This is a genomic window from Mesorhizobium sp. B3-1-6 (genome assembly GCF_006439555.1).
Taxonomy (GTDB): Bacteria; Pseudomonadota; Alphaproteobacteria; order Rhizobiales; family Rhizobiaceae; genus Mesorhizobium.
Map to the genome: position 1 here is coordinate 62,976 of NZ_VFTM01000030.1, position 22,527 is coordinate 85,502.

Genomic DNA, 22,527 nt, shown 5'->3' on the forward strand with positions numbered 1-22,527 from the left:
TCGCCGCCGCACCTTGGCGGAACACCGCACATGGCGGCCATCATTCTGCGGAACGAGCCGCGATCAGTGATCGAATACGTTCTGCATCCGCCTGCGTGGCGGGATTGTAGACGATCATGCCGAGTTCCGGGCGGCCATCGACCGCAAAGACGGAGAACTCCAGCTCGATCAGCCCGATCTCGGGATGCCGCAGGCGCTTCACGCCCTCGCCGTGGGCCGGCACGATGTCGTTGTCGCGCCACAGCGCCTCGAATTCCGGACTGATCCGGCAAAGCTCTTCGACGAGTTGGATGATTTCCGCGCCTGCACCCGCCCTCGTGGCATCCGCCCTGAACGATCCGACCACGAAGCGCGCGACACTCTCCCAATCGTCCTGCGCGTCGCGCACGCGCGAGTTGCCGAACATCAGGCGAAGGATGTTGCGCTGCTCGCGCGGCAGCTTGGAATAGTCGGTTAGCATCGCCGCGGCTGCACGGTTCCAGGCAACCACGTCCCATGTCGCGGTCTTGATGATCGCCGGGCTGGGGTCCAAAGCGTCAAGGACGCGTTGGAGGCGCGGTGTCACGCTGTCGACGTTTCTGTAGCGGACCTCCGGGGGCCGGCCGAGACCCAGCATGAACAGATGCTCGCGTTCGGGCTCGGTCAGCATCAGCCCGGTCGCGATGCGGTTGAGCACGTCCGCCGAGGGCGCGCCGCCCCGTCCCTGCTCCAACCAGGTGTACCAGGTCGGGCTGATATTGGCGCGCTGTGCCACTTCTTCGCGGCGCAGCCCTTGGGTGCGCCGCCGCCCGGTGGCGAAACCGAAGGCGGCCGGATCGAGGCGCATGCGGCGGTCCCGTAGAAAGGTGCCCAGCTTGTTGGCCGTCTCGGCTGGCATTGCGATCCTGTTGGCCGTTATACCATGATAAAGTCACTACTTTAACAGAATGATCTATAGCGCAAATAAGGCCTCCGAACAACAAGCGGAGATCTCCCATGCGTGTATTCCTCACCGGCGCTACCGGCTTCATCGGTTCCAGAATCGTGTCAGAGCTTCTCGCCGCGGGCCATCAGGTGCTCGGCCTGACCCGCTCCGAAGCCGGCGCGCAATCGCTTATCGCCGCAGGCGCCGAGCCCCATCGCGGCGACATCGAAGACCTCGACAGCCTGCGCGACGGCGCAGCGAAGTCGGATGCGGTGATCCACACCGCCTTCGATCACAATTTCTCGAATTTCGTCGCGAATTGCGAGAAGGACAAGCGCGTGATCGAAGCGCTGGGCGGGGCGCTCGCCGGGTCGGACCGGCTGCTCATCATCACGTCGGGCGTGGGCATGGGCTCTGCCGAACACGGACAGCCGGCGAGAGAAGACATCTTCAACACCGAACACCGCAATCCGCGTATCCTGTCCGAGCTTACCGGTGCGGCGATGGCTGAGAAGGGTGTCAAAGTATCGGTGGTGCGGCTGCCGCAGGTGCATGACACGGTGAAGCAGGGCCTGATCACCCCGCTGATTGCCCAGACACGCGCCAAGGGCGTCTCGGCCTATCTTGGCGAGGGCCGCAACCGGTGGTCGGCGGCGCATGTGCTCGACGTCGCGAAGCTCTACAGTCTGGCGCTGGACAGGCAGGAAGCCGGCGTGCGCTACAACGCCGTCGCCGAGGAAGGCATCGCCATGCGCGAGATCGCGGAAGTGATCGGCGCCGGCCTCGACGTGCCGGTGGTCTCGCTCTCGCAGGAAGAAGCGGCCGACCATTTCGGATGGCTTTCCATCTTCGCCGGTCTCGATATGCCGGCCTCGAGCGAATGGACGCGCGCGCATCTCGGCTGGCAGCCGTCCGGACCCGGCCTGATCGCCGATCTCGAACGGATGGACTATTCGCAGGCGGCCGCGGCCTAGCCCGGTCCTCCGGCGGTTCAGCGACCCGGCTGGACCGCCGTCTGCAGCAGGTGCGCTAGGCTGTCAGACTTTTCAACCTTGTCGGTGAGGTCGAGCCCGGACAGAAGGTCGACCAGATGGCTGTTCATCAGGGCGGCCGCGTCGGCGCTGTCGCCGGCTCCGGAGGAATACCGTCGGGGAACCCTACTTCCCGCAATAGTGGTCGTTGATGTCGTTCACCGCATTCGCGTCCGGTCCGACGCGGTGATACGCGCAGGCGCCCGCCGCCGTGTTGGTCATCTGCTGATCGTAATAGCGCGGCCCGCCAAACAGCGTCTCGATGATATCGTCGCTGGCCGGGACATAACGTTCCTGTTCGGTGACGCGGTGGCGATGTTCGCCGGCGGCAACCGGGCCGGCCATCGCGGCTGCCGCGGCAAGCGTGAGCGCGGCGATTGCAAAATGTTTCGTCATGGCAGCGACCTTCTGGCAATTTGGATCTGCAGCATATCCAAAATCGCCAGCAGAGCAAAAGTTCCCGTTTGCCCGCCGCCGACTTCAAGGCGAGCGAGGCTCAGCCTGTTGTGACATCGGCGTCCGATCTTTGCCTGCCGTATCGCCAATCGAAGAAAGATAACGGCAGTCGCGACGACGGATTTTCGACAATGGCCGGCTCCGATGCCGGATATCCTGCATTCGTTCGGCCACCGTTCCCGAAGGCCAAGGAATAGCCCGATGACAGCCAGAGTGATCGTCCTCGACGCCAAGCCGCTTGGTACGGAAGACGTCGCCGAGATCGCGCGACGCAATGCCCGGCTCGTGCTCGGCGAGGAAGCCATGCGCCGCATCCGCGCCAGCCGCGCCCTCATCGAGCATCTCACCCAGCTCGGCAAGCCGCTCTATGGCGTCACCACCGGGCTTGGCGCCTGTGTCGACACGCCGCTCGCCGAGGCCGACCTGATCGCCTTCCAGCACAGCGTGCCGCTCAGCCACTCGATGGGCGCCGGGCCATCGCTGCCGACCGAGGCTGTGCGGGCGCTGATGGTCGCGCGCATCTGCGGCATGGCCGCGGGCGGCACGGGCACGTCGGAGGGCGTCGTTATGGGCCTGGTCGCGGCGCTCAACGCAGGCGTTCATCCGGTCATTCCGAGCTGGGGATCGGTGGGCGCCGCGGACCTTGCGCCGCTCGGTCATCTGGCCAGGGCGCTGCGCGGCGACGGCGAGAGCGAATATCAGGGCAGGATCATGCCATCGACCGAGGCGCTCAAGCTCGCCGGGCTCGAACCGCTCGACCTGCGCGAGAAGGACGGCCACGCCATCATCGTCGCCAACAGCCTTTCAACCGGAACGGCCTGTCTCGCCCTCGAGGAGATCGCATGCCTGATCGACTGGTCGCTGGCGGCGGTGGCGCTGAATTACGAGGCATTCCGCTCGTCCCTCAAGGCCATCGACGAGGATGCGCTGGCAGCGCGGCCGGCCTTCGGCCAAGTCGAGATCGGCGCGCGGCTGCGGACGGAGCTTTCGGGCAGTGGGCTGTGGCAGGAGAATGCCGCGCGACGCCTGCAGGATCCGCTCAGCTTCCGTTGCGTGCCGCAGGTGTGGGGCGGCCTGCTGCACGCCTATGAGCAGGCGAAGCTGGCGACGGAGATCGAGCTTGGCCATTCGGGCGACAATCCGGTCATCCTGCCGGAGGCTGAGCGGGTCGTCTCCAACGGCAATTTCGACCTGACCGCTTTCACGCTGACCTGGGAAAATCTCGGCCAGGCGCTGGCGCATTGCGCCGTCGGCACCGCCAACCGCTCGATGAAGCTGATGTCGCCGACGGTGGCGGAGCTGCCCCGGTTCCTGTCGGCCAAAGGCGGCAGCCGCCAGGGATATGCGGAACTGCAGAAGCCGATCGCGGCGCTCGAAGCCGAGATCCGCCACCTTGCCAATCCGATGTCGCTCAGCCCCTTGGCCATCTCGGATGGCGTCGAGGACCAGTCGTCGATGGCGCCACGCGTGGTAGCCAAGACCGCCGCTATCATAGAACGCCTGCGCTATCTGGTGGCGATGGAGTTGATCTTCGCCGCCACCGGCGTCGAGCTGCGCGGCGTGCTGGACAGCATGGGCGAAGGGCCGCGGCGCAGCTATGAGGCCGTGCGGGCGCTGGTCGCCCCGCTCGACGACGACCGCGAAATGAGCGCCGACATGGCGCGGGTGGGGCGCATGGTGGCGGGGCCTCGGCTGTAGAGCGGACCACAGGCCACTACCAACGCCGCGTCAGTCGGCCCGGACGTTTCGTCTGTTCGTAGACACCCTCGTCGACGCAGCTCGGCTTCCGGCCGGATTGCGGCAAGCGTCGCCGGCTACCTGTCGCGCTTCAGTCCGGCGATAAGGACAGTCCCGCGAGAAGCGGCGCGTAGGCGGCGAGCCTGCGGGATACGAACTCGGTGAAGAGCCGTACGCGCTTCGTCTTGCGTGTCTCCCCCTGCGTGAGAAGCCAGAGCGTTCCGTACATGTGCAGGTCGGTACCCGGCACCCTCGCCAGCAGAGGGTCGGCATCTCCCACGAAGCACGGCAGCGTCGTCATCCCGAGCCCCTGCCGCACCGCGATGACCTGCGCCTCGGCATCCGTGACCCTGAACGGAACCTCGGCGGCGCGAACCTCACCCCCGTGGGCCCAGTCCGGGATTCCATGAATGCTTATGACGATCCATCGGATGGGATCAGGCGCGCCCGCATGCCACGCGGCCAGTCGATCGCGGGACATGTAGATACCGCCGAATACATCCGATCCCTTGAGGCCGTGAAGATTGAGCGGCAGGGTTTTGCGGTCGTAGACGACGCGGATCGCGACGTCGGCCTCGCGGTTGGTCAGATTTGCCAGCTCGCCGGACGACAAGATTTCCATCTCGATGTCCGGATACAGACGCGCGAAATCGGAGAAGTCCGGCATGAGCAGGTGTGTCGCCAGCGGCGGCGCCAGTGTCACCCGCAGTAACCCGCGCACGCTCTGGTCGCGGCCGAGGACGCGCGTCTCCAGCTGGTGCGACGACACTTCCATCTGGTCGGCAAGCTCGAGGACCTCCTCCCCCGCAGCCGTCAGGCGATAACCCGAAGGCAGCTTCTCGAACATGTGCGCCCCGAGCCGTTCCTCGAGCTGAGCGACGCGTCGCAGCACGGTCGAGTGGTTCACTCCGAGGCGCTCGGCGGCAGCCCGCACCGAGCCTGCGCGCGCGACGGCAAGAAAGTAGCGAACGTCATCCCAGTCGATCATGGTGCAATCCAGCACCGCCGAGGTGCGCCTTCCAAAGCCCGCATCTAACAGCAGAACGGGCGGCCGTCATAGCCTAAGCGGACAAGCGCGGCCCAATTCCAAACGGCGGACAACCGATCGTCGTGGCTGGCGCCAATCGCCCAGCCGGATCGATTTCGCACCACCGATGTGCGCGCTTCCGCACTCAACGCCTGACTGCGGCCGCCCCATCTTGAGGTTCTCGGGGCCTCCCCGAACGACCAAAAATGGAGCCTGGAAGGAAGTCATGGGAAAGTTAGATGGTAAGGTTGCAGTCGTCACAGGTGGATCGAGCGGCATGGCTCTGGCCAGCGCCAAGCGGTTCGTTGAAGAAGGCGCCTATGTTTTCATCACGGGCCGGAAACAGGAGGCGCTCGACGAGGCTGCAAGGCTGATCGGCCGGAACGTGACCGGTGTGTGCGGCGACGCGGCCAATCTCGACGACCTCGACCGTCTGTTCGATACGGTCAAGCGGGAAAAGGGCAAGATCGACGTCCTGTACGCGAGCGCCGGCACGGGCGAAGCCGTCCCTCTGGGCGAGATCACCGAGCAGCATTTCGACGCGACCTTCGGCCTGAATGCGCGCGGCACGCTGTTTGCGGTTCAGAAAGCGTTGCCGCTGTTCAACGATGGCGGATCGATCTTCATGACCGGGTCAGTTGCTTCGGTGAAAGGTTTTCCTGGCTACGGCGTGTATGCGGCGAGCAAGGCGGCGTTGCGCTCATTCGCACGCACTTGGCTCAACGAACTGAAGGGCAGGAATATCCGGGTGAACGTGCTGAGCCCGGGGCCGATCGCCACACCGATGCAGGACCAGGTTCTCACCGAGGAGGCGAAGCAGATGTTCGAATCCCTGATCCCGCGGGGAAAAATGGGGCGTCCCGAGGAAATTGCGGCGGTCGCGCTGTTCCTTGCTTCGGACGATTCCAGCTTCGTGAATGGGGTGGAGCTGTCTGTCGACGGCGGCTTCTCGGCCATCTGAAATCGCGCCTGATCGCGGGAATGGCGCGCCGATGGCGAAACGACTTCCGCGCTGAACGGTCGACCCGGTCGTCCACGACGGGACGTGTGCGCGAAGGTCGGCACACAGCGGGACGGATAACCCAGCGCCGTTGAAGGCCTGGGAATCAACACGGATCGGAGAAATATTATGAGCTATGCAATCGTAGGATTCGGTAAGGTAGGCCAGGCTCTCGCCCACGCCTTCGCCCGTAAAAACATCGATGTGACCGTTGCGAGCCGCCGGCCGCCCGAGACGTTGGCGCCACAGGCTCGGGCGATTGGACCCACGGTCGTCGCCAAGTCGCTGCGGGAAGCACTCGAGGCCGACACAATCATCCTGGCGGTCCCGTTCGGGGAGCATCGCGAGGTTGCGAAAGCCCTGCCGAGCTGGAAAGGCAAGACGGTCATCGACGCGATGAACGCGTTTCCTGTACCTGAAGAGCTGGACGGCCTCCCGTCCTCCGCCTTCGTCGCGAAGTCGTTCACCGGCGCCAAGTTCGTGAAAGGTTTCAATCACCTGATTGCGGCCACCCTGGCTGCCGATCCGGTCGTCGAGGGCGGCCACCGGGTCGTCTTTCTGTCGAGCGACGACGAGGACGCGACCGCTCCCGTGGCGGCCTTGGCCAAACAACTCGGGTTCGCACCCGTCAAGCTGGGAAAGCTCAACGAAGGTGGCGCGCTGGTGCACGCACGCGGCCGCACTTGGGGCCAGCTCATCTTCCAGGATTTGTTCAAGAAGGAGCAGTAACCGATCTACGACCCCGTCATTCCCGCTCGAGTTCGGCAGACTTCGCGCCAACGGGCCCACCGCCTGCGTCGCCTTCGGAACGATCGCTCATCGTGTCGTCATTGATAAGCTGTGGGCACGCTGATGGGCTGAACGTCAACAGCCATCCGGCTGAGCATCACAAAGTTCCGAATCTCGACCGGACTCGCCAGCAGTTGATCGAGCCGATCAAACAGCGGCTTCAGATGCGGCATCGCCAGATGCCGGTCGAGATCGTCCTTCGAGCGCCAGTTCTCATAGAACATGAACACGCATGGGTCGGCCGGGTCGACGTGAAAGTCATAACTGATGCAGCCGTCCTCGGCGCGCGTCGGCTCGACGAAGGCCGACAGGATCTCCTGCAATTCCTCGCGCGTTTCGGGCTTTGCGATCACAGTGCCGATCACCGTGTAGGGAACTGTCATCATTTCCTTCCCTGGCTCAGCGCAACGGCCAGGATGATGATGGCACCACGCGCAATGAGCTGCTGGCTGAATTCCAGCCCCATGAGTATCAGGCCGTTGTTGATGAGGCCGATCATCAGCGCGCCGACGATCGTGCCAATCACGGTGCCAGACCCGCCGAACAGGCTGGTGCCGCCAAGCACTGCCGCGGCGATGACCGACAACTCGTCGCCCTGACCGAGCTGGAAGCGGCCGGATTGCAGCCGCCCGGCATAGAGCATGCCGGCAAGTGCTGCCGCCATGGCCGATATAATGAGGACGCGGAACTTGATCGACTTTGTGTCGATGCCGGAGTAACGCGCCGCGACCTCGCCGCCGCCGGTGGCGAGCACGCGCCGGCCGAAGCTCGTTCGCCTCAGCACGACATGGCCGACGGCGCCCAGCACCAACATCCAGATCAGCAGGACAGGCACCGGCCCGATATTGCCGCCGCCAAAGATCCACGAATAGCTCTTCGAGATGATCGGCACCGCGGCTGTATCGCTCATCCACATCGCGGTGCCGGTGGCGATCCCCATCATGGCCAGCGTGGTGAGGAAGGACGGAATGCCGATGCGCGTCGTCAGCAGACCGTTGAAGGTACCGACGACGGCACCGGTGGCGAGGCCTGCAAGGATACCGGTAACCGGTCCACCGGCGTCGATCGCCATGGCCGTGGTGACCGAAGCCAGCCCCGCCACCGCCCCGACGGACAGGTCGATCTCGCCCGCCGACAGCACGTAGGTCATGGCGATCGCCATGACCGCGATCATCGCCGTCTGGCGCACGATGTTGAGCAGGTTGTTAGGGTTGAGGAAGCCCTTGTCGAACAGGGTGATCGCGAACGCGATGAAGATCACGAGGAAGCCGATATAAATGATGTTCTGCCGCCAGTTGGCGAGACCTAGCCTTGCAAAGAGCCAAGGGACAGTGTCCCGGTCAGTGGACATGTGTTTCTCGCTTACTCTTGCTCATCGCGTTCTGGATAACGATCTGCAGCTTGCGCTCGGCGGCCTGCAGCAGCGCGACCGGATCGCCCGCTGGCGCCGACGGATCGTCGAGATCGGCGCGGCTGACATCGTCCACCAGGCGGCCGGCCGAGACGATGATGATGCGGTCGCAGGCCGACAGCATCTCGGACAGCTCCGACGAAATCAGGACGATCGCCTTGCCAGCTTTCGCCAACTCGCGCACCAGCGTTATGATCTCGGACTTCGAGCCGATGTCGATGCCGGCGGTTGGTTCATCAAGGACGAGGATTTCCGGACCGGTTGAAAGCCATTTGCCGATGACGACTTTCTGCTGATTGCCGCCTGAAAGCGTACGCACCGCGCTGTCGCGCGATGCCGTCTTGATCCGCAGCCGAGCGATCTGTTCATCCGTCAGATCGCGTACTTTTTTTCCCGAGACAAATGTTTTGCGACTCAGCCGGTCCAGTACTGCGAGCGTGACGTTGGAGGCGACAGAATGCTCGGCAATCACGCCTTGACGCAGACGGTCCTCGGGCACCAGCGCCACGCCGGCTTCGATGGCTTCGCTCGGTTTCGTGATCATCACCGGTTTGCCGGCGATGCGTATCTCGCCTTCGACGACCGGATCGATTCCGGCAATGACGCGCGCGATTGCTGAACGTCCGGAACCGAGCAAACCGGCCAGGCCGACCACTTCACCCCTATTAACCACGAAGCTGACATTCTTCGGCTTTTCCGGGCCTGAAACGTTGTCGAGTTCCAGCAGCGGTTCGCCAAGACTCGACTGGCCGCGCACCACATCCGACAGGCCGCGCGAGCGCTTGCCGACGATATGCTCGATCATCGTTTCGACGGGCAGCTCCGACAATGGTGCGGTAACGACATGGCGGCCGTCACGCAGGATGGTGGCGCGGTCGGCGATGCGGGCGATCTCGTCCATCCGGTGCGAAACATAGATGATGGCAACGCCTTGCGACTTCAGCTTGCGCAGGAAAGCGAACAGGCGTTCGACATCGGAAATCGCCAGCGCCGTCGAGGGTTCGTCCAGCACCAGCACCCTCGCGTTTTGCGAGATCGCCTTGACGATCTCGGTCAATTGCCGCTGTCCCGCGCCCAGATCGCCGACGGTCGCCTTCGGATCGACCTCCACTTCGAGCATTTTGAACAGGTCCGCGGCATGCCTCTCGGCCGTACGGTCGTCGATCAGGCCGAATGCACCCTTGGCTTCGCGGGTGAGAAACACGTTCTGCGCCACCGTCAGCGTCGGGATCAGACTCATTTCCTGGAAGATCATGGCGATGCCGGCCTTGCGCGAGGCTTCGGGCGATATCTCCACCAGCGGCTTGCCGTCGACGAGAACGGTGCCGGCGTCAGGCACATGCACGCCGTTCAGCACTTTGAGGATGGTCGACTTGCCGGCACCATTGCCGCCGAGCAGCGCGTGGATCTCGCCTCTTTCGACCTGCAGGTCGACATCGATCAACGCCTTGACCCCGCCAAAGGATTTGCTGACGCCCTTCATCTCCACCGCATGAACAGGCGTCCCAGCGGTCATGGTCTTACCTTGGTCCACTGACCGCTTTCACCGGATTCGATCAGTGCGTCGGCGACGCGCTCGGTCCTGTAGCCATCCTCGAAATTGGGCGACGGCTGCTTGCCCGAGGCGATGGCCGAGAAGAAATCGAAACACTCGACAATCTTGGTTTCGGAGTAACCGATGCCGAGCGCCGGGATCGGCCAGAGGCCTGAGCCATAGGGGTGCGCCGGACCGGAATAGACAGTCCTGAAGCCGCGCGCATCGGCAGGATCATCGGCAAACATCACCTGCAATTCGTCGCGCCGTTCGTAGTTGAACGCAATCGAGCCCTTGGTGCCGTGGATCTCGAAGGTGATGAAATTGTTGCGGCCATAGGCGTTGCGGGTCGCCTCGAGCGAACCGATGGCGCCGTCGGCGAACTTCAGCAGCGTCACCACCTCGTCGTCGACATCGACTTCGACGCGCTCGGCTCCGGTGTTCTTCTCGGCGGCGCCGAGCCTGTCGAGATTGCCGTGCTGGACAGGCCGCGTCTTGTTGTAGGTGCGCACCAATGCGCTGACCTCGGCGATCTCGCCCACCAGATAGCGGGCAAGGTCGACGACGTGGGTGCCGATGTCGCCGATCGAGCCCGAGCCGGCTATCTTCTTCTGAAAACGCCAGGACAATGGCGAATCCGGATCGGCCGACCAGTCCTGCAGATAGGTGCCGCGGAAGTTCAAGATCCTGCCGATGCGGCCTTCCTCTATGTACTGGCGGGCGAGCGCCACTGCCGGTGTGCGCCTGTAGTTGAAGGCCACCATGTGGATGACGCCTGCCTTATTGACCGCATCGAGCATGGTCTTTGCTTCGTCGCCGCCGCGCGCCAGCGGCTTTTCGCAGATGATATGCTTGCCGGCCTGCGCTGCCGCAATCGCAATCTCAGCATGGCTATCGTTCGGAGTGACGATATCGATGACGTCGATGTCCGGTCTGGTCACCACCTTGCGCCAGTCCGCGGACGATTCCTCGAAGCCGTAGCGACGGCGGCCTTCGTCGGCCAGCGCATCGGTGATGTCGACCACCACTTTGCGCACCGGGTGGGCAGGCGCGGGCCAGAAAAACATCGGCATGGCCGCATAGGCCATTGCATGGGCCTTGCCCATGAAGCCGCCGCCAATCATCGCCACGTTGAACGTCCTGGTCATGATGGTCTCCTGATCGAATGAAGAAAGGCGCGGCCGGCAGGGAGTGCGCCGGCCGCGGGGCGCGTTACATGCTGCCCTTGATCTTGTCGGTGGCCTCGGCGTGGTAGACGGCCTTCCAGCCCTCGAGCAGCGTGTCCTTGGTGACTGGAAGCGCCGGCAGGGCGACGAAGGCTGGCGCCTGCTTGCCGATCAGGCCGTAGCCGGCGAGCAGCGCCTCGGTGACACCTTGATCGAACGGCCGCTGAGCCCCCAGACCCTTAACGAAGCCGCCGCTCGCCATATTTATGGCGACGTTCTCACCGAGGTCGCAAGTGGTGATGACGAGGTCGTCACGGCCAGCGGTGCGCGCCGCCGAGATGACGCCCTCGGCCGGCACGTCCCACACGGCCCAGATGCCATTGATGGTCGGATTGGAGGTGAGGATCGCCGATGCCGCCTTGTCGGCGTCTCCGGAGAAGTCGGGACCGCCGATGCCTTGTTCGGCGACGATCTTGATGTCGGGATAGTTGTCGGCGATCGTCTTCTTGAAGGCGTCATAGCGCTGCTTGGTGACGAAGAAGTCGGCGGCGTGGAAAATAAGGCCGATGTCACCCTTGCCGCCCAATGCCTTGGCCATCAGATGTGCTGCCGCGACACCGTTGCCGTAATTGTCGGCCGAGACGACGGAGACGTAGTCCTTGCCGGCGACAAGGCCGGCCGGGACGTTGTCCATGAACACGAGCTTCACGCCCTTGTCGGCGACGGCCTTGTAGGCGGAGGCTGTCGCGGAGGGGTCAGTCGGAATCGAGACGATGATCTTGGGGTTCTGCGCCATCACCGTTTCGAGGTCCGCGACCTGCTTTTCCGGCTTGAAGCCGGCATCCGTAGTGGCGATCACCTCGATGCCCATCTTGCCGAACTGGTCCTTGAGCCCGGCGATCTGCGCACGCGACCAGTCATTGCCGCCGTAATGCATGACGATCGCCGCCGTGGCCTTCATGGCTTTGATCTTTGCCAGTTCCTCCTCGCTCAATGTCACAGCGGAGGCCGGCGCCGGCGTTTCGCCGTTTGGTCCTTTCGAAAGGACGGTCTTCTGCAGCTCGGCAAGGGCTGAATCCGGATCGGCGAAGGCGGGGGCAGCTGTGTAGAGGCTGGTGGCCAGCAGAGCCGCCGTGAAAGCTCCGGCTATCGTCTTGAAATGCGTCATTTCGGTCTCCTCCCTGATGACAGGCGCAATGCCCGTTGGTTCAACTCGGCCCTATGGCCTTTTTCAGATAGTTCATGCTGAGTTCCGCCCCTTGCTTCGGGTCAGGCCAGGCATCGAGCTCGGCGGCGATCCATCCAGAAAATCCGGTATCCTTGAGCGCGTCGATGATCGGCGCCATGGCGAGATCGCCGCGGTCGAGTGGCGTGAAGGCGAAGGGATCACGCTGCCAGCCCTTGAGATGGACGTAGCTGATACGGCCCCTGAATTCGTGGATCTGCGCGGCCGGATCCCCGCCGGCGGCAGCCAGATGCGCAGTGTCCGGACAAAAATCGATCGCGGTGTGCCTGAAGACCTCACGGACTTCATCGGGCCCCTCGACAATCGTCGACAGGTGCGGGTGATAGTGCGCGCGCAAGCCCGCTTTGGCCGCGATGTCGATGACCTTGTCCAGCGCCGCGCCGAGGCGCTTGAAATCGTCCTGCTGGCGCCCGCTCGCACGCTTGGCGCCACCACCGACCACAAGGTGCTCGGCGCCCAGTTCCGCGGCGGCACCCGCCACACGTTCTATGCGCGCCAGTTCCTCACCCAGGATATCGTCGAAAATGAAGTTGGCGCCTGAATAGCCGGCAACGAGCACGACGCCAGACTGCTTCAACGCTTCGCGCAACTCGCCATAGCGGCCTTCATAGTCCAGAAGATTGCCGTCGAAGAGTTCGGTGCCCGCATATCCGGCCGCGCCAATGTCGTGGATCGCCTGCTCCATATCGCCGAAAGTGCGATAGGTCAGCTGAGTAATCGACGTCACACCGACGGCATTGCCGCCAAGCGCGCCCCAGCAATTCGCGTGATAGGCCAGCTTCACCTGCATGTGTGTTTCCTCCTGCGCGCATAAGCTCAGGTCGCCTTGCCGCGGCCAGACCCGACCTCAAGTCGGCTCTCCTCCAACTCGACCCGAACTTATGCGCGCAGTTTCGCTGCCGTCAATCATTAAAATGCAAAAGCTGCCATACTTTTGTTGAAAAACGGCAGAAGTTAATGCTTGATCCGTAAATGTGTGCGCGCTACCCATGCCGAGCGGGACGACTGGCCAGAAGCTCGAGATGAGGCGCGACAAGGGTATGGACGAGGGCGGCACGGCGGCCGGAGACATTGCCAAGCCGCGGCGCACCGCAGGCCGGCCACGCGCCAGCGAATCCGCACATGGAAGCCTGGCCATGCTTCTCAATCTTGTGCGGACAGGGGCAGCGACGACCCGCCAGGGGCTGGAGAACCAATCCGAACTTGGGCGAGCTGTCGTTGCCGACCGTCTGGCTACATTGCTTCGGCTCGGGCTGATCGAGGAAGGCGAGCTTGGGCCGGCCATTGGCGGTCGGGCACCTCGCCATGTTCGCTTCCGGCCGCGTGTGGGAATGATCCTGGTCGCCGTGCTGGATCATTCATCGCTTGCAGTTGGCGTATCCGATCTCTCTGGAGGTCTGCTGGCGGAGCATCATGAGGCCGTCGAGCTCGCGGCGGGACCGGAACCGGTGGTCCAGCGGCTGGCAACGCTATTTGCGTGGATGCTGGAGGAGCATGGCAGCGAGGCTGCCATCTGGGGCGTTGGACTGGCGGTGCCGGGAGCCGTCGAGAAATCGGATGGCCAGCGGCTCTTCGCCCCGGCGCTGAACGCGTTCCAGAACTGGGACGGTTTTCCGTTTGTCGAGCAGTTGGCCACCGCGGTCGGCGCGCCCGTGTGGGTGCGGAGCGGCGTTCAGACGATGACCATGGGCGAGCTAAAATCCGGCAGCGGCATCGGCCTGACAGATATGATTTTCGTCAAGCTTGGACGCTCGATCGGCGCCGGCGTGATATCGGAAGGCGTGCTGCATAGGGGCGCGCAGGGCGCGGCGGGCATGATAGGCCATACATTCATCGAGGGCGGAACCCTCGAGAGCGTCGCGGGCAGCGAAGTGCTGGGACGCGAGGCGCGTCTGGCCGCCGAAAGCGGACGTAGCGCATATCTTGCCGAAGTGCTGGCGCGTGCAGGCGATGTCACCATCACCGATGCCGGCCACGGCGCCCAGCTGGGTGATACGTTTTGCATCGATCTTCTGGGGCGCTGCGGCCGCGCCGTTGGCGAAGTCCTGGCGCCCCTTGCCAATCTTCTCAACCCATCGTTGATCGCGCTCGGCGGCAACGTTGCAGAGACCGGGGATATCCTGCTGGCGGCGGTGCGCGAGGCGGTCTATCGCCAAGCGCATCCGGTCGTCACCCGCGACCTGCGCATCGTGCGCTCGCAGATGGGCGGATCGGCCGGGCTGGTCGGAGCCGCGCAGGTTGTAGCGGAATCGCTGTTCGATGCGCGTTTCCTTCAGGGCTGGATCACGCTTGGTTCGCCGCGCGAGCATCCTGAATTCAAAGAATTCCTCGCGCAGGCTTCAGCCGAAAGCAGCAACCGGCCAGTCAGACCCAGACCGCCGGCAGGGATGCCGGCCTAGCATTTGCCAATCGACTCAATGCCGCGACAATCCGGGGAGGTTAGAAAATGGCGATCACGGGCCTTGGGCCGCATGGCGAAAGAGCGGTTCCCGCCGATCAGGTCGGACTGTCAGAGGCCGACGCCGATGCCGCCCGCAGCCGGCGTTTCGCGGTAGCCGTCGTTCTGCACACCACGATGAGCGACTGGGCAAAGGAGGAACTGGCCGGGATGGTCACAACACTTGGCCGCTATGGCGCCGCGGTGGTCGAGGTCATCGATTGCGCCTTCGACGTCGACAGGCAGATTTCCGAATTGCTCCGCCTTGCCGGTGAACCGGTCGACGCGGTGGTTTCGATTCCCATCGGCAGCAGCCGGGCCGCCGATGCGCATCGCGCCATAGCCGGCGCGGGAAAAAAGCTTGTCCTGCTCGACAATGCTCCGACCGGCATGCTTCCCGGAAAGGACTATGTCAGCGTCATTTCCACCGACAATTTCGGTCTCGGGCAAATCAGCGCGGAACTGCTTGCGCCGCATGTGCCTCAAGGCGGCAAGGTCGGCGTTCTGGCCTACGGCGTGGATTTCTTCGCCACGCATGAGCGCGAGATCGCTTTCCGCAAATGGATGGCGGCCCGGCGGCCGGATCTTGCCGTGGTGCGCGGCAAGTTCGCCGATGTGAGGCAGGCGCGAACCGCGACCGCGGCCCTGCTGCAGGATAATCCCGATCTTTCCGGGCTGTTTGCCGTATGGGACGTGCCTGCAATGGGTGCCGCCGCGGCGATCCGAGAATCCGGGAAGACGATACCGATAACCACCGTGGACCTTGGCAACGAGGTAGCGACCGACCTTGCCAATGGCGGCCTGATAAAAGGAATTGCCGCCCAGTTGCCTTACGACCAGGGGAGCGCTGCCGGCGTCGCCACCATCCTTGGGCTGCTGGAACGCCGGCCTCCGCCGTGGATCGCGCTTCCCGGGCTGAGCGTGACAGCCGCCAATGTGGTGGAAGCCTATCAGGTCGTGTGGCGTGCTCCGGCCCCCGCCGGCCTGCTCAGAGTTCGTAGGCTTCGAAGCGATTGAACCGGGCAGGCGCAACGACCCGCCTTTGCTTCGTTCCGAGAGTCCCGTCGTTACCCGGTCTTGTGGAAGCTACTTGCCCGACTGCGAAGCGTTGCCCTGACCCAAACAGGATGATGAGCCAAAGGTCAGTAACCGCAACGGCCAGTCGCGGCACGGTGCCTGTCAGGTGCATGCACAGCGTGCGAGACCGCCCATTCATCCGCAAATGGCCGTCTGCACCCAGCCTTAGGCCAGAATGGCGCTGCTGCCGTTGCTTTGCAGTCAGGCATATCGCCGCTATGTCTCGGCAAGCTCCTCGGCGGCTTCTTGGACGCCGTGCGCAGCCGCTCGCTCCAGCCAAATGCGGGCGGCGGCGGAGTCATGCTCGCCGGCAATGCCCGTGGAGAGATAGCGGCCAAGCATGAGTTGGGCATGCCCATGGCCTCTTTCAGCGGCGGCTTCGAACCATTTCTGCGCAGCTTTGTGGTCGAGTGACAGGCCTTGCCCGGCCTCATAAAGTGCCCCGATCGCGAACATCGCCCCGGCATGGCCTGTAGCCGCGGCTTGCTTGAAAAGATGTGCGGCGGTCACGAAAGAGCGTTCCCCGCCACGGCCACTGTAAAGCATTTCGGCGAGAGCCACCTGCGCGTCCACGATGCCTGCCTTGGCAGCCCGCTCAAACCAGATGCGGGCCTGCCTCTGGTCAGCGATCATGCCTCGTCCATCCTGAAGCATGCGGGCATACATGTATTGCGCCTCGGCCACGCCTTCGGCTGCGCGCGCCATCCAATGCGCAGCCCGCTCCTGGTCCTTACCCACACCAATACCTTCTGCGAAACAGAGACCAAGATTGAACGCCGCAACCAGATCACCCGATGACGCGGTTGCCCCAAACCATCCAGCGACGCTGATGCCATCATCCGGTTCGCCTGCTCCTTCAAGAACAAGGTTCGCGAGATCAACCTGGGATTCACGATTGCCTCTGGCTGCGGCGGCACGCAGCAATCGCGTTCCTTCTTCGGCGTCCTGAGCTACGCCATTGCCCGAGAGATAGAGCGAAGCCAAGGCGCGGGCAGCCGGCTGGTGGCCCCCATCTGCCGCCCGCCGATACCACGCGGCGGCCTCTGCATAGTCTCGCAGGCCTCCCCCCGAGTACAGTTCGCCAACGCGATAGGCGGCGTCGACATTTCCCGCCAGCGCGGCGCGACGCATCCAGGCCTCGCCGGCGACAGCGTCCCGATCCGCCAAGCCACCCTCGATCAGCGCAAGCCCCAGCCGAAACTGGGCAGATGCGAGTCCCCGTTCAGCGGCATCCTGATAGAGCTTGTGAGCTGCCTCGAGATCGACGGGCACGCCCATTCCGTGCTCGGTGAGGATGGCAAGCAGGTAGATGGCCGTCGGCAGGCCGGCATCCGCCGCGCGCCGAACCTCTGCGGCAATCCTGCTTCCTTGCTCCGGTTGCCTCAGCCGGACCAAGGAAAGGGCAAGGCCGAGGCATCCTTCCGGGCAGCCGGCCGCCGCGGACTTCTCGTACCAGCCATGCGCGGCATCGAGATCGCGCATCGCGTCCGGGCCTTTGCTTAGGATGTAGCCTAGCAGGGCCTGCCCTGTTGCGGAGCCGGACTCGGCGGCTTTTCGCGCGAGGTCGAGCGCTGCCGCGAAGTCTGGCTCTCGCAAGGAATTTCGATCGAACAAACCTTCCGAACCGGCGTCAGCTTCCTGTCCCGCAACCCCCGCTACGCACAACGCGGCAAGCAGCGCCTGCGCGTCTGGACTGCCGCGATCGGCTGCTCGCCGCAGCCAACGTGCCCCTTCCGAGTGGCTGGGTGGCACGCCAGTGCCTTCCAAATAGCAGCGGCCGACCCGGTATTGCGCTTCCACGATGCCCGCGCGTGCCGCTATACCCATCAGCGCAAAGGATTCCGCAGGCTTCCCGCTGTCGGAAAGTTGCAGCGCCCGGCGAAAAGCCAGGGCGGGATGGATGCGTCCAGTCAGGCGGTCGAGCATAGCCATCCTATGGCTCCCGCATCGCTTCCTGTCCGATCGGCAACATGGCGCCAAGCATGTATTTGAGCACTGTGCGGCGACCGACCTTGACGTCAGCGGTGACAGGCATGCCGGGGCTGATCGCGAAACCGGCGGGCAACCCATGAAGAGCGACATCGTCGATGGATATCTGGGTGCGATAGAACTGGTCGGCATCCGAAGGAAGCATGGCCAGTGAACTGTTTGGATCGCGCGCCTGTTCTCTGGCCGAAAACGAATCCGGGCTGACCGCTCGAACCGTGCCATGCGCCAGGCCATACTGTGAATAGGCGAAGGTGTCGAACTTGATAGCCACGGAATCGCCTACATGAACGAAGCCACTGCTACGGCCGATGATATTGGTCTCAACCTCGAGCACTGCATCGGCGGGAACCAGCGTGATGAAGCGTTCGCCAGACTGCAAGACGGAGCCGACGGAGACCTTGGCTACTGATTGAACCGTCGCGTCGGCCTCGCTCCTTAGCTCCACCAGTTGCTTGCGAAGCTTCGCCTTGTTTAGAAGCTCGCGAGCATCCGACATGCGTGAATTGGCTTCCGAAAGGCTCTGCGAGACCTCGGCGCGCCAGCTCTGAATGTAACCGTCTCGGTCGGCCGCGGCAGCGGCCTGCTGGCGCTTGGCGGCTTCTGTCGTCTGCTCGGCGTTGCTCAGCGAACGCGACATTTCCGCCGAATTGTCCTCAGCTAGAAGCGTGTTGAGACGGCTTCCCACCTGCCTTTCTTCGAGTTGCTGACGCATCTTTTCGATCGACGCCGCAACTGCGAGCCGCTGCCGATACCCCTCGGCGTCGGACTGCGAGCGCGAGATGACGGAACTCAGTTCGTCACGCTGCCGGTCGAAGCTTTCAAGCTTTGCGTCGTAGACCGCCTTGCGACGTTCGTAGATCGAGGCCTGCAGCGTCCAGCTTGGGTCCAGTCCATCGTAGTTGAAGGGCTTGTCATCGACCTCCGCCTTCAGGCGCGCTACTTCGGCTTCAAGCGTCGTAACCTGGGTCGCCAGCGCCGTGAGGTCGGCCGAGGCGAAGGTGGCATCGAGCCTGGCCAGCAGTTGGCCGGCCTTCACACGCTGTCCTTCGCGCACCTCGATCGACCGAACAATCGCCGTCTCCAGTGGCTGGACGATGATGTTGGGCGATTGCGAGACCACGAGCCCCCTCGTCGTGACGACCTGATCGACCGGTATCAGCGCGGCAAGCGCGATCAGCGCAACAACCATGCTGGTGATGATCCACACGACGCTGCGTGCCACCCACGGAATTGGCGCATTGGCGACCGCCGTCGACGGCCACTGGAATTCGAGAATGGCAGGAACCGTCGGATCGCTGGCCTCTCGCCGGCGCCGGGGAACTGGAAGGGTGGAATAGGTGGTGCTGCTCATGGCCGGTCTCACACAGGGCGAGGCGGCACAGCCGCCAGACGGCTATGGCGGCCGTCAAGATGCCGGTTTTGCTGGAGCCAGAGCTGGCGGTAGACACCGCACCGCTCCAGGAGCACCGAGTGAGGAGCGACATCGAGAACCTTACCCTGGTCCATGACCAGGATCTGGTCGCATTCGGTGAGCGAGGCGAGCCGGTGCGAAACGATGATCATGGTACGCCCGCTGGCGATACGAATGAGATTGGCGCTGACCACCGCTTCGCTCTCCGGATCGAGCGCGCTCGTCGCTTCGTCGAGTATGAGGATGGTCGGGTCGTGAATGAGCGCGCGGGCGATTGCCAGCCGCTGCTTCTGACCGCCGGAGAGATTAGGCGAACCTTCCTCGATATAGGTGTCGTAGCCGTTTGGCATGCGTTCGATGAACTCGGCAGCACCTGCCAAGTGGGCGGCACGCATGGCGTCGGAAAGCGTCAAGCCAGGACGTCCCGCGATGATGTTGTCCCTGATCGAGCCGCGGAACAAGAAATTGTCTTGAAGGACGACACCCAGGCCCTGGCGAAGATGACGAAGGTTGATTTCCTTGAGATCGACTCCATCCAGCTTGAGGAACCCGCTATAGTCGCGATTGATGCCCTGCAACAGGCGCGCGATCGTCGATTTTCCTGATCCGCTGCGTCCGACGACCCCGAACATCGTGCCGGCCGGGACATCGAAGCTGACCCTGTCGAGTGCCGGTGTCTTGGTGCCGATGTAACTGAAGGTCAGATCGCTGAACTTGATCTCGCCGACGAGCTTCGGCCGCAAGCCGGCGGAATTGGAGCTGCTTTCCAACGGGCGGTTGAGAACCCCAGCTGCCTCGCCAATCGCCGCGCCGACCTCCTCATAATCCTCGACCAGCCGCGCTAGACCGACCAGCGGCTGCGCGACGCGCTGCGCGATCATCATGAAGGCAAACAGGCTGCCGACCATATAGCCCGACCGGTCGTTCATCGCGAGATAGGCGCCGATCAGCATGGTGCCGAGGACCATCGCGCGCTCGATCGGCGTGACGAGAGTTTGCGGCCAGTTGGCCAGTTGCCCGAAGGCAAGACGCGCCTTGCCCGCGTCGGCCACCCGTTCGTCCCACAGCGCCTTGCGTTGCGGCTCCAGCCCGAGCGCCTTGACGGTCTTGATGCCGACGACAGTCTCGCCGAGCGCGGCCGCCTTCCAGGTCTCGGCGTCGACCACGTTCTGATAGCGTCGGCGCAGCGGCGCAAGGAAGGCGAAGATAATCGCCATGATCACGACCGCGCAGGCGAGCACCATCCAGGCGAGCGTGGCGTTGATGTAGAACATGACCGGGATCAGGACGCAGAGCGTGATCAGATCCAGGAATGTGCTGAGGAGCTTTCCGGTCAGGAACTCGCGGATGCGATAGACTTGGGCGAGATGGTACATCGTCTCGCCAGCCGGGTGCCGCTCGAAATAGTCGAGCGGCAGGCGCAACAACCTGCTGAAGACATGCAGATTGAGCTTGGTGTCCAGGCGCGCACCGACGACATTAATGATCAGTCGTCGAGCGTGACCGAGCAGCGTCTCGTAAAGGAAGACGACGGCGATGACCGCTGAGAGAAGCACCAGAGTGGGGATACTGCTGAACTGCAGCACCTTGTTGACGACCGTCATGACGATGAGGGGCGGCAGAATCGCTAGAATGCTCAGCGTGAACGAAGCGATGCCAATGTCCCGCAGCGGCCGGCTCTCGAGCCGCACCAAATCGATAAGCCAGCCGAAGGTGAAGGGCGCATCCGCCGCGATATAAGACCTCGCTGCCCGCAAAAGGACGGCCTCGCCCGACCACACCTGCAGCAGGCGGAGCTCATCGATGGCAACAGCTTCCGCGTCATCCGGCGCATCGACGCTCTTGAGGAAAACGACATTGCGTTCGGTGCTAGCCCCGGTAAGGAGGCCGGCGCCGCCATCGGTGAAAAGCAAGACGATCGGCCCTGCGTGTTCGAAGCGCAACAGATGCGACCAGCGGATACGCAGCGCGCGCGACCACATGCCGGCGTTCTGTGCCCACTGGGAGAGATCGGAAGCACTTGGAACCGGACCGGCGATTGCCGCCCTGAATTCGTTCGGATCGAGGTCGACTCCGTGATAGCGGGCGACCTGCAGCATCGCCTTGATGCGCGGCCCTGTCCGATCGAACGCCGCGGGGCCGCCAGGAACCCATTCCGCTGCGCCCTCGCTCCGACCTTTGCCGGTCATGTCCACTTCGACATCGTCACGGATCGGGACAGGCAGGACTTCGGAGTTTCGAGACACGCTCACCATAAGCTCCCCTTGCGGTCTAAAAGCGAGGGTTCGGGGGTGTTCCCCGCACACCGCCCCAATCCGGAAAGTCGGCAACATCCATCATAGACCGAACCGCCCCGCGGTGCGAGCTCGTTGCCGGCGTCCAAGACGTGGCTACGCGGACCCCGCGTTTCCGCAAGGCCCGCGCGCATTGTTTTGACCAACACTCAGTCATGCGGCTTCAGAATATCCTTCAGAGCCTTCTTCAGTGTGTCGTCGGTCTGGCCATAGCCGGCACCCTGCTTGCCCTTGTCCTGGGTCAGGTCGGACGTCGCGCCGGACGGCTTGTTCTGGTTCTGGCCGAAACCCTTGACCGTGTTGAGAACGTTCAAGAGATCGGTCGTCACCGAGCTGATCGCCTGGCTGACGAGTTGCTTGAACGAACCGCCGCCGCCACTGCCGTCCGAGCCGGACTGCAGGAACTGCTTGACGTCCGTCAGCCCCAGCGTGCTGGCCGTAACGGTCGCATGTGGGCCTCCGTTGCCATTGCCCTGGCCACCGGCAGAGTTGCCCTGCCCTTGGTGCGAGCCGTTGTCGCCATTGTTGTGGTCACCGGAATTGCCTGGCGCGTCCTGTTGGCCGTTGCCATGCCCGTTGTTACCCTGCGGACCACCCTGGTCACCAGTCCCACCGTCCGATCCTGTCGCTCCGGTCGGGCCGGTTGACCCGGTCCCACCGGTCGACCCAGTTGAACCGGTAGCACCTGTCGAGCCGGTGGATCCCGTGGCCCCAGTTGCTCCTGCGGCTCCAGTTGCTCCCGTGGCTCCGGTCGAACCGGTGGCTCCGGTTGCGCCCGTTGCTCCAGTCGAGCCCGTGGCACCAGTTGCTCCGGTCGAGCCCGTGGCTCCGGTTGCTCCGGTCGAGCCGGTTGCACCCGTTGCTCCGGTCGAGCCCGTGGCTCCAGTTGCTCCGGTCGAGCCGGTGGCACCAGTTGCTCCAGTCGAGCCGGTAGCTCCCGTTGCTCCGGTCGAGCCCGTGGCACCGGTTGCTCCAGTCGAGCCGGTAGCTCCAGTTGCTCCGGTCGAGCCGGTAGCTC

The 22,527-nt window shown here is 63.7% G+C and carries 20 protein-coding genes; 6 read left to right on the top strand and 14 right to left on the bottom strand.

The window, feature by feature from the left end; all coding sequences use genetic code 11:
* Positions 1–40 precede the first annotated feature (40 nt).
* Complete coding sequence (locus FJ414_RS24180; RefSeq protein WP_140646899.1) at positions 41–877, bottom strand: helix-turn-helix transcriptional regulator; 837 nt, start codon at positions 875–877, stop codon at positions 41–43.
* Between the two features lie 98 nt (positions 878–975).
* On the opposite strand from FJ414_RS24180, the gene FJ414_RS24185 reads away from it, so the two are divergent.
* The gene (locus FJ414_RS24185; RefSeq protein ID WP_140646900.1) at positions 976–1,878 is read left to right on the top strand and encodes an SDR family oxidoreductase; all 903 of its coding nucleotides are present in this window, start codon (positions 976–978) and stop codon (positions 1,876–1,878) included.
* Positions 1,879–2,061: 183 nt separating this feature from the next.
* Here the strand turns inward: FJ414_RS24185 and FJ414_RS24190 are convergent, their stop codons facing one another.
* On the bottom strand, positions 2,062–2,331 hold the full coding sequence (locus FJ414_RS24190; RefSeq protein WP_226891947.1) for a hypothetical protein: 270 nt from the start codon (positions 2,329–2,331) through the stop codon (positions 2,062–2,064).
* 261 nt (positions 2,332–2,592) lie between these two features.
* Between FJ414_RS24190 and hutH the strand changes: the two genes are divergently transcribed.
* On the top strand, positions 2,593–4,089 hold the full coding sequence (gene hutH, locus FJ414_RS24195; RefSeq protein ID WP_140646901.1) for a histidine ammonia-lyase: 1,497 nt from the start codon (positions 2,593–2,595) through the stop codon (positions 4,087–4,089).
* Positions 4,090–4,219: 130 nt separating this feature from the next.
* On the opposite strand, the gene FJ414_RS24200 is transcribed toward hutH, so the two are convergent.
* Positions 4,220–5,116: a LysR family transcriptional regulator gene (locus FJ414_RS24200; RefSeq protein ID WP_140646902.1), complete on the bottom strand. Its 897-nt coding sequence runs from the start codon at positions 5,114–5,116 to the stop codon at positions 4,220–4,222.
* Positions 5,117–5,381: 265 nt separating this feature from the next.
* Here FJ414_RS24200 and FJ414_RS24205 point away from each other — a divergent pair, with 265 nt between their 5' ends.
* Entirely contained in the window at positions 5,382–6,116 is a 735-nt protein-coding gene (locus tag FJ414_RS24205; RefSeq protein ID WP_140646903.1) for an SDR family oxidoreductase, read from the top strand.
* Positions 6,117–6,284: 168 nt separating this feature from the next.
* Complete coding sequence (locus FJ414_RS24210; protein WP_140646904.1) at positions 6,285–6,884, top strand: NAD(P)-binding domain-containing protein; 600 nt, start codon at positions 6,285–6,287, stop codon at positions 6,882–6,884.
* A gap of 98 nt (positions 6,885–6,982) precedes the next feature.
* Here the strand turns inward: FJ414_RS24210 and FJ414_RS24215 are convergent, their stop codons facing one another.
* The 6 genes from FJ414_RS24215 to FJ414_RS24240 all read right to left on the bottom strand — a co-directional run bounded on the left by FJ414_RS24215 (position 6,983) and on the right by FJ414_RS24240 (position 13,091).
* Positions 6,983–7,327 (bottom strand): putative quinol monooxygenase, encoded by a 345-nt coding sequence (locus FJ414_RS24215; protein ID WP_140646905.1) that lies wholly within the window; start codon positions 7,325–7,327, stop codon positions 6,983–6,985.
* Complete coding sequence (locus tag FJ414_RS24220; RefSeq protein WP_140646906.1) at positions 7,327–8,295, bottom strand: ABC transporter permease; 969 nt, start codon at positions 8,293–8,295, stop codon at positions 7,327–7,329. The genes FJ414_RS24215 and FJ414_RS24220 overlap by 1 nt, the downstream gene beginning before the upstream one ends.
* Positions 8,285–9,871 (bottom strand): sugar ABC transporter ATP-binding protein, encoded by a 1,587-nt coding sequence (locus FJ414_RS24225; RefSeq protein WP_140646907.1) that lies wholly within the window; start codon positions 9,869–9,871, stop codon positions 8,285–8,287. Before FJ414_RS24225 ends, FJ414_RS24220 begins: the two co-directional genes overlap by 11 nt.
* Complete coding sequence (locus FJ414_RS24230; protein WP_140646908.1) at positions 9,868–11,037, bottom strand: Gfo/Idh/MocA family oxidoreductase; 1,170 nt, start codon at positions 11,035–11,037, stop codon at positions 9,868–9,870. Before FJ414_RS24230 ends, FJ414_RS24225 begins: the two co-directional genes overlap by 4 nt.
* 64 nt (positions 11,038–11,101) lie before the next feature.
* Complete coding sequence (locus tag FJ414_RS24235; protein ID WP_140646909.1) at positions 11,102–12,223, bottom strand: substrate-binding domain-containing protein; 1,122 nt, start codon at positions 12,221–12,223, stop codon at positions 11,102–11,104.
* A gap of 40 nt (positions 12,224–12,263) precedes the next feature.
* A complete protein-coding gene (locus tag FJ414_RS24240; protein ID WP_140646910.1) occupies positions 12,264–13,091 on the bottom strand; it encodes a sugar phosphate isomerase/epimerase in 828 nt (275 codons plus the stop codon).
* Positions 13,092–13,323: 232 nt separating this feature from the next.
* Between FJ414_RS24240 and FJ414_RS24245 the strand changes: the two genes are divergently transcribed.
* Together FJ414_RS24245 and FJ414_RS24250 are read left to right on the top strand one after the other, a co-directional pair.
* Positions 13,324–14,700, top strand: a complete 1,377-nt coding sequence (locus tag FJ414_RS24245) for an ROK family protein (RefSeq protein WP_246672494.1) — start codon at positions 13,324–13,326, stop codon at positions 14,698–14,700.
* Positions 14,701–14,747: 47 nt separating this feature from the next.
* On the top strand, positions 14,748–15,755 hold the full coding sequence (locus FJ414_RS24250; protein ID WP_140646911.1) for a substrate-binding domain-containing protein: 1,008 nt from the start codon (positions 14,748–14,750) through the stop codon (positions 15,753–15,755).
* Positions 15,756–16,031: 276 nt separating this feature from the next.
* Here the strand turns inward: FJ414_RS24250 and FJ414_RS24255 are convergent, their stop codons facing one another.
* The 5 genes from FJ414_RS24255 to FJ414_RS24270 form a co-directional block, all read right to left on the bottom strand.
* Entirely contained in the window at positions 16,032–17,747 is a 1,716-nt protein-coding gene (locus FJ414_RS24255) for an SEL1-like repeat protein (protein ID WP_140646912.1), read from the bottom strand.
* Position 17,748: 1 nt separating this feature from the next.
* Positions 17,749–19,155 (bottom strand): HlyD family type I secretion periplasmic adaptor subunit, encoded by a 1,407-nt coding sequence (locus FJ414_RS24260; protein ID WP_140646913.1) that lies wholly within the window; start codon positions 19,153–19,155, stop codon positions 17,749–17,751.
* An 8-nt stretch (positions 19,156–19,163) separates the two neighbouring features.
* Complete coding sequence (locus FJ414_RS24265; protein WP_140646914.1) at positions 19,164–21,470, bottom strand: peptidase domain-containing ABC transporter; 2,307 nt, start codon at positions 21,468–21,470, stop codon at positions 19,164–19,166.
* A gap of 188 nt (positions 21,471–21,658) precedes the next feature.
* On the bottom strand, positions 21,659–21,838 hold the full coding sequence (locus FJ414_RS31580) for a hypothetical protein (protein WP_181181702.1): 180 nt from the start codon (positions 21,836–21,838) through the stop codon (positions 21,659–21,661).
* 271 nt (positions 21,839–22,109) lie between these two features.
* Positions 22,110–22,527, bottom strand: a 418-nt coding sequence (locus FJ414_RS24270; protein WP_281405807.1) for a hypothetical protein, incomplete at its 5' end; no start/stop codon positions are given.

What these genes read in the sequence shown, in the direction of transcription:
- FJ414_RS24245 (WP_246672494.1), top strand. Translation starts at nt 13,324, where the DNA reads ATGAGGCGCGACAAGGGTATGGACGAGGGCGGCACGGCGGCCGGAGAC.
- FJ414_RS24200 (WP_140646902.1), bottom strand. Translation starts at nt 5,116, where the DNA reads ATGATCGACTGGGATGACGTTCGCTACTTTCTTGCCGTCGCGCGCGCA.
- FJ414_RS24190 (WP_226891947.1), bottom strand. Translation starts at nt 2,331, where the DNA reads ATGACGAAACATTTTGCAATCGCCGCGCTCACGCTTGCCGCGGCAGCC.
- FJ414_RS24235 (WP_140646909.1), bottom strand. Translation starts at nt 12,223, where the DNA reads ATGACGCATTTCAAGACGATAGCCGGAGCTTTCACGGCGGCTCTGCTG.
- FJ414_RS24185 (WP_140646900.1), top strand. Translation starts at nt 976, where the DNA reads ATGCGTGTATTCCTCACCGGCGCTACCGGCTTCATCGGTTCCAGAATC.
- FJ414_RS24230 (WP_140646908.1), bottom strand. Translation starts at nt 11,037, where the DNA reads ATGACCAGGACGTTCAACGTGGCGATGATTGGCGGCGGCTTCATGGGC.
- FJ414_RS24250 (WP_140646911.1), top strand. Translation starts at nt 14,748, where the DNA reads ATGGCGATCACGGGCCTTGGGCCGCATGGCGAAAGAGCGGTTCCCGCC.
- FJ414_RS24260 (WP_140646913.1), bottom strand. Translation starts at nt 19,155, where the DNA reads ATGAGCAGCACCACCTATTCCACCCTTCCAGTTCCCCGGCGCCGGCGA.
- FJ414_RS24240 (WP_140646910.1), bottom strand. Translation starts at nt 13,091, where the DNA reads ATGCAGGTGAAGCTGGCCTATCACGCGAATTGCTGGGGCGCGCTTGGC.
- FJ414_RS24210 (WP_140646904.1), top strand. Translation starts at nt 6,285, where the DNA reads ATGAGCTATGCAATCGTAGGATTCGGTAAGGTAGGCCAGGCTCTCGCC.
- FJ414_RS24180 (WP_140646899.1), bottom strand. Translation starts at nt 877, where the DNA reads ATGCCAGCCGAGACGGCCAACAAGCTGGGCACCTTTCTACGGGACCGC.
- FJ414_RS24215 (WP_140646905.1), bottom strand. Translation starts at nt 7,327, where the DNA reads ATGACAGTTCCCTACACGGTGATCGGCACTGTGATCGCAAAGCCCGAA.
- FJ414_RS24225 (WP_140646907.1), bottom strand. Translation starts at nt 9,871, where the DNA reads ATGACCGCTGGGACGCCTGTTCATGCGGTGGAGATGAAGGGCGTCAGC.
- FJ414_RS24220 (WP_140646906.1), bottom strand. Translation starts at nt 8,295, where the DNA reads ATGTCCACTGACCGGGACACTGTCCCTTGGCTCTTTGCAAGGCTAGGT.
- FJ414_RS24205 (WP_140646903.1), top strand. Translation starts at nt 5,382, where the DNA reads ATGGGAAAGTTAGATGGTAAGGTTGCAGTCGTCACAGGTGGATCGAGC.
- FJ414_RS24265 (WP_140646914.1), bottom strand. Translation starts at nt 21,470, where the DNA reads ATGGTGAGCGTGTCTCGAAACTCCGAAGTCCTGCCTGTCCCGATCCGT.
- hutH (WP_140646901.1), top strand. Translation starts at nt 2,593, where the DNA reads ATGACAGCCAGAGTGATCGTCCTCGACGCCAAGCCGCTTGGTACGGAA.
- FJ414_RS24255 (WP_140646912.1), bottom strand. Translation starts at nt 17,747, where the DNA reads ATGGCTATGCTCGACCGCCTGACTGGACGCATCCATCCCGCCCTGGCT.